The organism is Nocardia sp. NPDC052112 (assembly GCF_040680135.1).
Classification (GTDB): domain Bacteria; phylum Actinomycetota; class Actinomycetes; order Mycobacteriales; family Mycobacteriaceae; genus Nocardia.
This window is the reverse complement of the sequence record NZ_JBFAWD010000002.1, coordinates 280,347-292,216: the sequence shown is the minus strand read 5'-3', so window position 1 is coordinate 292,216 and position 11,870 is coordinate 280,347. Positions and strand designations below refer to the sequence as shown.

Here is an 11,870-nt window from a genome sequence, read left to right as displayed (position 1 = left end):
AGACGTATGCACCGGGGTTGTCCGCAGCCCCACGCGAGTGCATGACATGGCTGTAATGTCGATAGTGTGCAGCGACGAATCATGGGGATCGAGACCGAATTCGGTGTGACGTGCACCTTCCACGGACACCGTCGGCTCAGCCCTGACGAGGTGGCCCGGTATCTTTTCCGCCGGGTAGTTTCCTGGGGCCGTAGCTCTAACGTGTTCCTCCGCAACGGTGCTCGGCTCTACCTCGATGTCGGGTCGCATCCGGAGTACGCCACCGCAGAGTGCGACAACTTGGCGCAGCTGGTCACCCACGACCGGGCCGGTGAGCGCGTGCTGGAGGAGTTGCTGATCGACGCCGAACAGCGCCTCGCGGAGGAAGGCATCGGCGGCGACATCTACCTGTTCAAAAACAACACGGACTCCGCGGGCAACTCCTACGGCTGCCACGAGAACTTCCTTGTCGTGCGCGCGGGGGAGTTCTCCCGCATTTCGGACGTGTTGCTGCCGTTCCTGGTCACCCGCCAGCTGATCTGTGGTGCGGGCAAGGTGCTGCAGACACCGAAGGCGGCCACATTCTGCCTCTCGCAGCGCGCCGAGCACATCTGGGAGGGCGTCTCCTCGGCGACCACCCGCTCGCGCCCGATCATCAACACCCGCGACGAGCCGCACGCCGACGCGGAGAAATACCGCCGTCTGCACGTGATCGTCGGCGATTCGAATATGTCCGAGACCACCACCATGCTGAAGGTCGGCACGGCGGCGCTGGTGTTGGAAATGATCGAGGCGGGCGTCTCCTTCCGCGATTTCGCCCTGGACAACCCGATCCGTGCCATCCGCGAGGTAAGCCACGACCTGACCGGCCGTCGTCCGGTGCGGCTCGCCGGTGGTCGCCAAGCCAGCGCACTCGATATCCAGCGCGAGTACTACGCCCGCGCCGTCGAGCACCTGCGCAACCGAGACCGCGACCCCAATATCGACCAGGTCGTTGACCTGTGGGGCCGTACCCTGGACGCGGTCGAGGCGCAGGACTTCGCCAAGGTCGACACCGAGGTCGACTGGGTGATCAAGCGCAAGCTCTTCCAGCGCTACCAGGATCGCTACGGCATGGAGCTGTCCGATCCCAAAATCGCCCAACTCGATCTGGCCTATCACGACATCAAGCGCGGTCGCGGCGTCTTCGACCTGTTGCAGCGCAAGGGTCTGGCCAAGCGCGTCACCGAGGACGAGGCCGTCGACGCCGCCGTGGAGACCCCGCCGCAGACCACCCGCGCCAAACTCCGCGGCGATTTCATCACTGCGGCCCAGGAGGCCGGGCGCGACTTCACCGTGGACTGGGTGCACCTCAAGCTCAACGACCAAGCCCAACGCACCGTGTTGTGCAAGGACCCGTTCCGCTCCGTCGACGAGCGCGTGGATCGGCTGATCGCCTCGATGTAGCCAACTTCCGCCCCAGAGGAAGTAGCGCGATCACAGTGCGCGCCGCTGTCGGCCTGTGCCGTCACAGGCCTATCGATCCCCGCGCGCAGATTGTGACTGCGGTGTGGAGGCCGATAGGTCTTGGACGAAGTCGGCGTGGGCTTGGGCTAGCTCTCCGCGAGATAGCGCTCGACGGTCTCGACCTTCGAGGTCATCGCGTCGGTGATGCCGGGCCGGATGTCGGCTTTCAGGACCAGGCTGCAGCGGGGTGCGACCGCGAGTATGGCGTCCGTGGCGTCCTTGACCACAGCCATCACCTCGTCCCACTCGCCCTCGACGGTGGTGAACATGGCGTCGGTGCGGTTCGGGAGGCCGCTGGCCCGTACGACGCGCACGGCCTCGGCGACGGCTCGGCCGACATCTACACCCGCTCCCAGCGGTGTCACGGAGAATGCGATGATCATGGGTCCATGATGGTGGCGCGCGAACCGGATCCGGGAGAATCGCGCGCCGACGCGCGGGCACGGCGGGCGGCCGATTACCCTGTGTCGAGTGGCGATATCCAAGGTCGAGCGGCTGATGAATCTAGTCATCGCGCTGCTGTCGACCCGGCAATTCCTGACCGCGGAGCGGATTCGGGACAGCGTCGCGGGGTACGAGGATTCGGCCAGCGACGAGGCGTTCAGTCGAATGTTCGAGCGCGATAAGAACGAGCTGCGTGATCTGGGGATTCCCTTGGAGGTCGGGCAGGTCAGCCGGTTTTCGACGGTGGAGGGCTACCGGATCAACCGCGACGCCTACGAGCTACCCGACATCGATCTCACCAGTGAGGAAGCGGCGGCCGTGGCGGTCGCGGTGCAGATGTGGGAGTCGCCGGAGCTGGCGGCCGCGGCCGAGGGCGCGCTGCTGAAGTTGCGTGCGGCCGGGATCCACGTCGAGACCGATGCCGCGGTGGCCTCGGTGCCCGCGGTTCCGGCGCGCACCCGCGGTTCGGATGCGGTGCTCGGCAAGTTGCTCGCCGCGATCGATGCGGGGCAGGCGGTGCAGTTCGAACATCGGGGTGCGATCAACGAGCCGTATGTTATGCGTGATGTGGAGCCCTGGGGTGTGGTGACCCACAACGGCCGCTGGTATCTGGTCGGGCACGACCGCAATCGCGATGCGGTCCGCAGCTTCCGGCTATCGCGTATCGGCGACGATGTGACCGCCTACGGCCCGCCCAATGCGGTCGGCAAGCCCGAGGGCGTGGATCTGCGTGCGATTGTCGGCACCGTGACCGGCAGCGCCCCGGTGTCCGGCACCGCGACGGTGTGGGTGGCCGACGGCCGCGGCCGCGAGATCCGCCGACTCGGACCCGTGCTGGAGGAGCGCACGATCGGCGAACGCCGCGGCGTGGTCGTCGAATTGCCCATCCGATCCCGAGATTGGTTGGCGCGCTTGATCACCGGACTCGGTCCCGACGCCGTGGTGCTCGCACCGGAGGAGCTGCGCGCCGATGTGGTGGCGCGATTGCGTTCGGTGTTCGACCACACGGAGGTCACCGCGTGAGTGAGCGCAGCGAGCGAAGAATAGGCGCAGCTGAGCGCAGCGAGCGAGTGATAGGCACAGCTGAGCGCAGTCGACTTTCGGTTCGGCTCTCGCGGCTGCTCAACATGATTCCCTATTTCATCGCGAATCCGGGAATCAGTGCCGCCGAGGCCGCCGCCGATCTCGGCGTGACGACCAAGCAGCTGATGAGCGATCTGAACCAGCTGTGGATGTGCGGCCTACCCGGTTACGGGCCGGGCGATCTGATCGACCTGTCGTTCTCCGAGGAGAGCATCGAGGTCACCTTCTCGGCGGGCATCGACCGGCCGCTGCGGCTGACCTCGACCGAGGCGACCGCATTGCTGGTGGCGCTGCGCTCGATCGTGGATATGCCGGGCATGGTCGATCCGACCGCGGCACATGCGGCGATCGCGAAACTGGAATCGGCCATCGTCGGCGGCAAGACCGTCGACGAGACCCACGCGCACCCGCCGACCGAGGCGCCGGCGGTCTCGACAGTACGTTCCGCGCTGGCCCGCCAGCGGGCGCTGCGGCTGGTCTACTACTCGGCGAGTCGTGATGTCGTATCCGAGCGTGTCGTCGATCCTATTCGCATTGTCCTGGTGGACAACAACAGTTACCTGCAGGCCTGGTGCCGCGAGGCCGAAGGGGTGCGATTGTTCCGCTTCGATCGGATCGAGGCGGCCGATGAACTCGACGAGCCCGCCCGGCCGCCGAGTCACGCGACCGAGGCGGCCGCCGCGCTCGACCTTTTCCAGGACGATCCGGCGGTTCCGTTGGCGCGCTTGCGCATTCGCGGCGATTACGGTTGGGTGCTCGATCAATACCCGATGCATCGGATGGCGGTGCACCCGGACGGCAGCATCGAGGCGACCATGCGTTTCGCCACCATGGACTGGATGGCGCGGCTGCTGCTCGGTTTCGGTTCCGGCGTCACAGTGCTCGGCCCACCCGAATTGATCACCGCGGTGCGCGAACGCTCGAACGCCGCACTGGCCGCCTACGAAGCGGCCGGTTTTCTGGAGACCAGATGAAACGCACGGAGGCTGGGTCGGCGTGAGTGAGGTGATGGCACCCGCACGGGTGCTCGTCCTGGGCGCCGGGAGTATCGGGTCCTTTGTCGGTGGCAAGCTGGCGGCGGTCGGCGCCGATGTCAACTTCGTCGGTCGGCAGCGGGTGCTGGACGAGATCAGTGCGTCCGGGCTGCGGCTCACCGACCTCGACGGCGGTGACGTCGCGGTGGCCGGGGATACGGTGCGGGTGTCGACCACGCCGGAGGATGTCGGATCCGCCGATCTGGTGCTGGTTACGGTGAAGTCGGCGGCGACCGCGGCGGCCGTGCGCGATCTCGACGGCAAGATCCGCCCTGGCACCGTGGTGCTGAGCTTGCAGAACGGGATCGGCAACGACGCGGTGATCCGCGAGATCCTGCCGACCTGTGTGGTGCTGGCAGGGATGGTGATGTTCAACGTGGTGCACCATCCCGACGGCCGGTTCCACCGCGGCACCGAGGGCGGACTCGCGGTGCAGGACGATCCGGCGCTCGCACGGTTCACCGAGGTATTCGCGCGGGCAGGTCTGGCACTGCGGCGGTATCCGGATCTGCTGCCGGTGCAATGGGCGAAGCTGCTGCTGAACCTCAACAACCCGATCAACGCGCTGTCCGGGCGGCCATTGCGCGAGGAACTGTCCGACCGCGACTTCCGGCGCTGTCTGGCCCTCACCCAGCGCGAGGCGCTCGCCGCGATGCACAGAGCGCGAATTCGTCCCGCCCGGCTGACGCCGCTGCCGCCGGAATGGATGGCCCGGCTGCTGACCGTTCCGGACGGGATCTTCCGCCGGGTCGCCGGAAAGGTACTGGCCATCGATCCGGAGGCGCGCTCGTCGATGGCCGATGACCTCGAACTGGGCCGCAAGACCGAAATCTCCTGGTTGTGCGGGGAGATCGTGAGCCTGGGTGCGATGGTGGGACTGCCGACGCCGGTCAATCAGCGACTCATCGAACTCATCGTCGCGGCCGAACAGGGTGGCCGCCGGGATTGGACCGGGCCGGAACTGCTGGAGCGACTGCGATCGGCGGCTGGCACAAAGAGCGACTGATTTCGTGAGCACATGGGTAACTCCATGTACTCACATCGAACTAGCGTGCAATGGGTGTCGTTGTCAAGGGTTGTCAGCGTTGGGTGGCGTTAGTTCGGTGAGCCTCTGAGCTGCGGAAACATTGAAATTCCGCCCAGTTATGGCTGTGGTATCGATTACTAGCGTTGGGGCGCGCGGGTGTCGTTGGTTGACGTCAGCCATTAAATGGCGGGTTTGATGACAAGCCGCGACGGCTGGCCAGCAACATGCCGGACACGAGCAATCGGGCAGGGCGCAGTTTTGCCATCGTATAGGCGTCGATCCCTTACGGATGGCCCTGTCGTAGGTTCGTGCCCTGGGCGAGGCGTGTCGAACATGGGAACAGGGACGACCTGCGGTTTTCGGGTGGGCGGCTGGTGATCGAAGCCGACTATAAGTTATAGGCGGGTGGTTTCGTCTTGCTGGGCCGCTTGCCATCGGCGATCTCGGGGAGGACATTGGCCTGTTGCTGGGCGAGTGCCTCGCCCTGGGCTTCGTCGACGAATGTGATGTGGGGGTCTGCTTCGGGTTCGTTGGTGTGCAGTTGCTGCCGATAGGCGATGTGTTTTGATTCCGTGTGGCGGTGGTGGCAGTTCTTGGCGGTGTGGGACGCTGAAGATGGTGATGGTTGTCGGCTGGCGAATGACTAGATCGTTGACATCGGGTGCTACGAATCCTTTGTGAGGTGCCCGCCCGGCGCTGGTACTTCGGGGCGTGATCGTCCCGCAGCGGTTTCGCGGGGGTGACTGCATCGGGACTCGGTTCGGTGAGGAGCTGAGGGTATGCGCATCGTGGTTGATCTGAATCGGTGTCAGGGGTATGCGCAGTGTGTCCCGCTGGCGCCGGATGTGCTCGAAATGCTGGGTGAGGAGGCGCTGGCGTATGACCCCAACCCTGATGACGCGCAGCGCCAGCGCGTGTTGCGGGCGGTGGCGGCGTGCCCGGTCCAGGCGATCGTGGTGGAGACCTATACCCCTGACGGGCCGGAGCCTGAGGCATGAGCACCGCGTCGCTGGCTGCGGACCTGGTCGCGACGTTTCGGGCTGAGGGTCGGATCGTGATCGTGGGTGCGTCGCTGGCCGGGCTTCGCGCTGCGGAGGCTTTGCGGGACAAGGGCTTCTGTGGGTCTTTGACCCTTATCGGTGACGAGTCGTACGAACCGTATGACCGTCCGCCGTTGTCCAAGCAGGTGCTGAAGGGCTGGGTTCGCGCCGATCACACCAAGCTTCCCCGCATGCGGGACATCGACGTGCAGTGGCGGTTGGGTGTGGCCGCGACCGGTTTGGACCGGGTGAACAAACAGGTTTTGCTGGCCACCGGAGACACTGTGCCCTACGACCGGCTGCTTATCGCCACCGGTGTTCGGGCACGGCCGTGGTTCAACCCGACCGAGAGGGCCCTGCAGGGGGTGTTTACGCTGCGCACCTGTGATGACGCGGCTCGGCTGCAGGCGGCGCTGCGGGCGGGCCCGAAGCGGGTTCTTGTCGTCGGCTCGGGGTTTGTCGGCTCGGAGATGGCTTCGGTGTGCTGCGAGTTGGGGTTGCCGGTGACCGTCGCCGAGCGCGGCGGCGGTCCGCTGGTGGGGCCGCTGGGCGGGGTGATCGGCGATATCGCCGCCCGGATGCAGCGCGGCGCCGGGGTGGACCTGCGCACCGGCGTGTCGGTGGAAGCCCTCGACGGCGATGCCGGCGGGCGGGTGCGCCGGGCTCGGCTGTCGGATGGGACCACGCTGGATGTCGATGTGGTGGTGGCGTCGTTGGGGTCGATCCGCAACGTCGAGTGGCTGGCAGGTGCTGGGTTGGCCGCCGGTTTCTGGGGGGTTGGTTGTGATGCGGGCTGTCGCGCGTTCGATATCAACGGCGTGGTGACCGACAACATCTTCGTGGCCGGGGATATCGCGCGTCAGCCACACGTGCTGTATGAGTATCAGTTCATCTCGATGGAGCATTGGGACAACGCCGTGTGCGGGGCGCGGGTCGCCGCGAACAACATGATCAGCCTGGAGACCGAACGGTGCCCGCATCTGCCGCTGCCCTCGTTCTGGTCGGCCCAATTCGGGGTGAACATCAAGGGTGTGGGGGTGTGCTCGTTCGGCGATGAGATCGTGTTCACCCAGGGTTGTCCCGACGATTATCGCTTTGCTGCCGCCTATGGCCGCCGCGGCCGCATCGTCGGGGCGGTGACGTTCAACCATGGCAAGTGGTTGCCGTACTACGCAGCGATGATCGAGCGCTCGGCGCCGTTCCCGCCACCGCCGCCGGGCTATGACCAAGCGCCCGACCCGGCACCGATGCCGGCCCGCTTCCCCGATCCACGAGTGCCGACCGAGATTCCCGATGTGGTGCTGACCGGTCACGACCCCACCTCACGGGGCGCCGAGTACCACTGAACAAGGGAGCCAGCATGACTGCAGCGACCGCTTGGGCGGAGGCGATGAAATACGAACACCGCGCCGACCCGTACCCGTTCTTCGACCAACTGCGCCAGACCCCGGTCGCACGGGTAGCCGACAACCTGTACGTGGTGACCGGCTATCAGGAACTGCTGGCGCTGGCGCATGACCCTCGGGTCAGCTCCGATATCAGCCGCAGCCCGCTGGGCGCCACCCTGACAGCAGGCACCGACTCCGAGCCCGGCGCCGAGGACATGCAGGCCTACGGTCGCCAGCCGAGCATCATCGCCTCCGATCCCCCCGGTCACGATCGGGCGCGTCGGCAGGTGATGCGCCACTTCGGCCCACCGCATTCACCCGATGTCATCCCCGACATGGAGCCCGACATCGTGCGGTTGTGCAACCAGCTGCTCGACCACATCAAGGTCAGCGGCAAGACCCGACTGGATGTGGTCGACGATTACGCCTACCCGGTGCCGGTGATGGTGATCTGCAAGATCCTCGGGATCCCGCTCGCAGACGAACCCACATTCCATGCCTGGATCTACGACATGTTGACCGGCATGGATCTGGGCCCGGATGCGGCCACCGAGCAGGGTAAGGCCCGCGCCGAGAAGGCCCGTGCAAGCAGTGACGCACTGATGCACTATCTGACCGGGTTGATCGAGAAGCTCCAGCACGAACCCGGACAGGGATTATTGTCCGAACTGATTCACGACCACGGCCCCGATGGTCCGATGCCGCCCGAGCAGGTGTTGTCCAATGCGAGGCTGCTGCTGGTCGCCGGTCACGACTCGACGGTCAACACCATCACCAACTGTGTGATAACGCTGCTGCGCAACCCCGGATCCTACGACCAAGTACGCAGCCGACCGGAACTGGTCCCACGCGCGATCGAAGAGGTCCAGCGGCTGCAGGCGGCGGTGCAGTTCTTCCCCAGCCGCAGCGCCACCGCCGATATCGACATCGCCGGCACCGTCATCCCGAAAGGCGCCGCAATATATCTGGTCTACGCCGCCGCCAACCGCGACCCGAACAGGTTCGCCAACCCCAACCGCTTCGACATCCAACGCCCCGACAACGAACACTTCGGCTGGGGCAGCGGCATCCACACCTGCCTGGGCGGCCCGCTCGCACGACTGGAAGTCAACCTGGCGCTGGAAACCTTCCTAAGCCGCGTCGCCACACCCCGCCTGGTCGTCGACCCGCCACCATATCGGCGAAGCCAAATCTTCCGCGGCCCACGACACCTACTCATCGACTTCGACCACATCACCGACTGAGCAGAACACAACATCGACGCATCTCCACCCATCGAATGAGCCGATCAATCAACCCCACTCATGCTCGCCGTACCGATGACCCGGAGACCAGGCGACACCGGCAACTCGACAACCATCGAAGTCTCCCGCAGCGGCCGGAATCGCCCGCCGATCTGGGCGACCTACCTCAAACCGCTGAGGTCCCCACCGACAGCTCCAGCTCGTGCTCGATGGTGCCGCTGTTCATCGTTTTGCTCACGGGGCCGCCGCGGACTGCTCTAGCGGAATCCGATTCACTCACCGATTCCGTCCCGTCGGAACGCATCGGATCACACATCACTCTGTCCGGCAGCGACGCCGGTCACGGCACCCAGCCAATCTGGAAAGGTTCAGGTCGACCGTCGGCGTCTTGAAGTTGCTGTTGTAGCGCACCGGCTTGCTAGCGCGAACGGGTGTGCCCCTAGGTGAGGCAGCCAGGTCACTCCGCGAACGGGCCGTACTTCCAGCCTCGTTTCTTGGCTCGGTCGAGCAGTGCTTTCGCCGCTAGTAAACACGCGCCCTTGTCGCCCGGCGGGATCTCGTTGAAGTCGATGTGGCCATGATCGTCGGGCCTGTTGTCGTTCATCGAGTCGTCCCAGGCGGTGAGCGGGTGTCGTGACTCGCTGCCTTGGGGTGACTTGACCTCGACGGACTCGACTTCCTCGACAGTCACCGCGAGCACCCCGGCTGGAGCCTGATAGATCTTGTCGTTCTGCTCGCACCGCTCTTTGATCGCGTTGGCGCGATCCTTATACGCCTGCTCGGGCGTCGTTGCAACGCTGCGCGCGATCGACATGCGATTGAAGTCGTGCTTCCGGTCAGTCTGGCTGATATTGAACGCGTCGGGGGCAATGACGCCGTTTGTGACCCAGGGGCGGATGATCGGCCTTAGCAGTTCCTGGTCGGGGTCGGTGATGCGCTCGCGGACGCTCTCTGGCGTCTCAGCGTCGTTACTCATCGGCCGCCGCCTCGGATAGCCATGAGTCCAGGGCTTCGGGCAGGTCGTCGACGTCGGCGGAGATCTTGCCGTCGTCGAACATCCCGGCATCGAGATCAGCGGCGTGGACGTACAGATCGCCGTTCGGCTCGACATCGATCGTGAGTTGGTTTTCAGCCTCGGGCCAGTAGAAGCGGATGCCGCCCTCTTCGGTGGGAAAGACGATGCGGGTGAAGTTCCCGAGGGTGATCATCGCCTCGATCACGGCATGGCCCCGTTCGATCACGAATGCCGAAATCTTCTCTCCTGACTCGCCATCGACCCACCCCTCGCCGAGATCAGCGAGGGCATCGAGGGATGCACGGGCGATGCGAGCATCCTCGGTGATGTCAATCACATTGAGGGAGTTGACGCTGGCAAGTTTGGTCAGGCGGCCGTTGGCGTTGAACTGGCCGATACCTTCGGCTTGGCACTTGAACAGTTGGCGATCGGAGTCGATGTTGACTGTGAGGCCGGAGGCCAAGTAAGGAATGGGTATGTCAGCCTTGTGTTCTCGGTCTCGGACGATGAGTCGGCCGGAGAGGACATGAAAGTCGACGACCTGACCCTCGACAGTTACAGGTCGCGTCGACTCGACGTCGAGGCTGTTGATGGCGTTGCTGCGTGCTGACGTTGTGTATCGGGGAACGGTGTCCCACTCGATGGCATTGGTGGCGGCGACCTGGATCGTGTCGCCGGGCTGCATGGTCTGGCCGAGCTTCTTGATCTTGTTGGCGGGAAGGCGGCGTATGTCTGCGGGGATCTCGCCTCGACCGGTTAAGGCGTACTCGATGAACGACTCGACGGTGTTGAGGGCGCGGCTGTACTCCTGCTCCAGTTCTTGCTCGGCGAACATGTCGATGACACCGGCGCCGAGGTCGTATTCGAGTAGCGGCACGGCTGAGCCCTCACCGATTCTCTGGACGAGGCGTAGGGCGATGCGGTCGTCGTAGCCTTTGGGGATGCGCTTGTTGTTGGGATGACGGTCGAACCAGTAGAGCTTGACAAGCGATCGAAGAATGTCCTCGAATGCGGCGACCTCGACGAGCGATTCGGCGGGCATGCCCTTAGCGTTGAACCGCGCGCCGCTCAAGCGCATCGCCGCGATGACGCGGGACTCAGGTTCCTCGGCGGGCACGCCCAGCAGGGTAGCCGAAGCTATCAACACATGAGGGTCGAACCGGTCGACCTAGACCGCGTTGTTACCTACAGTGCTGAGTGTTAGGTACGACGGCCGCCCATCGAAGCGGAGGGCCGCCGCACTCTTCGAGACGCCTGCATAGGTCCTTGGTCCCTTCCTTCTTGCTTCGGGATTATCCGGATGCGCCGCGCAGGACGGGTCGGCAAAGATAGATGCCATGTCTTTCGACGGCGTCGACATTCCGTGGGTCCGTCAGCAACTGCGGACGTTCCTCAAGGAGACCGCGCTCTCCCACGACTCCAGCGGCGCGTACCTCCCATGCGGTCACTGCGGATTCATCGAACTCATGGAGATCACCGGACCGATCCTGAATCGGCTGTATCCCGGCTGGGCACAGGAGAACCACGACTGTGACAACACCGACGGCGACGACTACGAGCCGCACCGAGGAGTGCGCGACGCGGCCCGCCGACTGATCGTCCGTCTCGATCATCAGGCCGAGCTGATCGAACGTCTCGGTGGGATAGACACTTCGCCGCAGATGAATGCTTCGATGCTGCATCCGCTGATCTGGAACGCCGCGACCGCGCAGTGGTCGACCGGTCATCGACACGAAGCAGTACTCGCTGCGGCCAAGGCGGTGAACTCGTTGCTCCAGCAGAGGACCGGCCGACGTGACGTCTCCGAGACCGACCTGGTCAAGCAGGCGTTCTCGGACAAGCCACCCGAGTTGGGCAAGCCTCGGCTGCGCTACCCCAGCATCAGCAACGATCAGACAGCCGAATCGATGCGACGAGGAGTGATGGACTTCGGAGCAGGTTGTTTCGGGGCGATCCGAAACCCGATCGGGCATCTACCCAACGACGAGGTGGAGTTGGACGAGCAGTCGGCGCTGGAACGGCTGTGCGCGCTGAGCCTGCTGGTGCGCTGGATCGAGGAAGCCGACCTGGAAAATCTCTGACAACTGGAGATGACCCGCAGACCGAGGCG

Annotated in this window: 11 protein-coding genes; 8 read left to right on the top strand and 3 right to left on the bottom strand. The window is 64.9% G+C overall.

From position 1 onward, the window contains the following. Nucleotides 1-66 precede the first annotated feature (66 nt). A complete protein-coding gene (gene pafA, locus AB0L58_RS04685) occupies nt 67-1,425 on the top strand; it encodes a Pup--protein ligase (protein WP_364381054.1) in 1,359 nt (452 codons plus the stop codon). 146 nt (nt 1,426-1,571) lie between these two features. Here pafA and AB0L58_RS04680 read toward each other — a convergent pair whose 3' ends face one another. Then, a complete protein-coding gene (locus AB0L58_RS04680) occupies nt 1,572-1,868 on the bottom strand; it encodes a thiamine-binding protein (RefSeq protein ID WP_364381051.1) in 297 nt (98 codons plus the stop codon). 88 nt (nt 1,869-1,956) lie between these two features. On the opposite strand from AB0L58_RS04680, the gene AB0L58_RS04675 reads away from it, so the two are divergent. The 6 genes from AB0L58_RS04675 to AB0L58_RS04650 all read left to right on the top strand — a co-directional run bounded on the left by AB0L58_RS04675 (nt 1,957) and on the right by AB0L58_RS04650 (nt 8,745). Next, nucleotides 1,957-2,952, top strand: coding sequence for a YafY family protein (locus AB0L58_RS04675; RefSeq protein ID WP_364381048.1), 996 nt, complete (start codon nt 1,957-1,959; stop codon nt 2,950-2,952). Between the two features lie 50 nt (nt 2,953-3,002). Next, the gene (locus AB0L58_RS04670; RefSeq protein WP_364381764.1) at nt 3,003-3,986 is read left to right on the top strand and encodes a YafY family protein; all 984 of its coding nucleotides are present in this window, start codon (nt 3,003-3,005) and stop codon (nt 3,984-3,986) included. Between the two features lie 34 nt (nt 3,987-4,020). Continuing rightward, a complete protein-coding gene (locus AB0L58_RS04665) occupies nt 4,021-5,052 on the top strand; it encodes a 2-dehydropantoate 2-reductase (protein WP_364381761.1) in 1,032 nt (343 codons plus the stop codon). 800 nt (nt 5,053-5,852) lie between these two features. Continuing rightward, on the top strand, nt 5,853-6,071 hold the full coding sequence (locus AB0L58_RS04660) for a ferredoxin (RefSeq protein WP_364381045.1): 219 nt from the start codon (nt 5,853-5,855) through the stop codon (nt 6,069-6,071). Next, nucleotides 6,068-7,459 carry an FAD-dependent oxidoreductase gene (locus tag AB0L58_RS04655; RefSeq protein ID WP_364381042.1) on the top strand — a complete coding sequence of 464 codons (1,392 nt, stop codon included), beginning with the start codon at nt 6,068-6,070 and terminating at the stop codon, nt 7,457-7,459. The genes AB0L58_RS04660 and AB0L58_RS04655 overlap by 4 nt, the downstream gene beginning before the upstream one ends. 14 nt (nt 7,460-7,473) lie before the next feature. Then, entirely contained in the window at nt 7,474-8,745 is a 1,272-nt protein-coding gene (locus AB0L58_RS04650; RefSeq protein WP_364381039.1) for a cytochrome P450, read from the top strand. A 457-nt stretch (nt 8,746-9,202) separates the two neighbouring features. On the opposite strand, the gene AB0L58_RS04645 is transcribed toward AB0L58_RS04650, so the two are convergent. Together AB0L58_RS04645 and AB0L58_RS04640 are read right to left on the bottom strand one after the other, a co-directional pair. After that, nucleotides 9,203-9,721, bottom strand: a complete 519-nt coding sequence (locus AB0L58_RS04645; RefSeq protein ID WP_364381036.1) for an endo-1,4-beta-xylanase — start codon at nt 9,719-9,721, stop codon at nt 9,203-9,205. After that, the gene (locus tag AB0L58_RS04640) at nt 9,714-10,877 is read right to left on the bottom strand and encodes a hypothetical protein (RefSeq protein WP_364381034.1); all 1,164 of its coding nucleotides are present in this window, start codon (nt 10,875-10,877) and stop codon (nt 9,714-9,716) included. The genes AB0L58_RS04645 and AB0L58_RS04640 overlap by 8 nt, the downstream gene beginning before the upstream one ends. Before the next feature lie 220 nt (nt 10,878-11,097). Here AB0L58_RS04640 and AB0L58_RS04635 point away from each other — a divergent pair, with 220 nt between their 5' ends. Next, on the top strand, nt 11,098-11,841 hold the full coding sequence (locus AB0L58_RS04635; RefSeq protein WP_364381031.1) for a TIGR02391 family protein: 744 nt from the start codon (nt 11,098-11,100) through the stop codon (nt 11,839-11,841). Nucleotides 11,842-11,870: the final 29 nt, after the last annotated feature.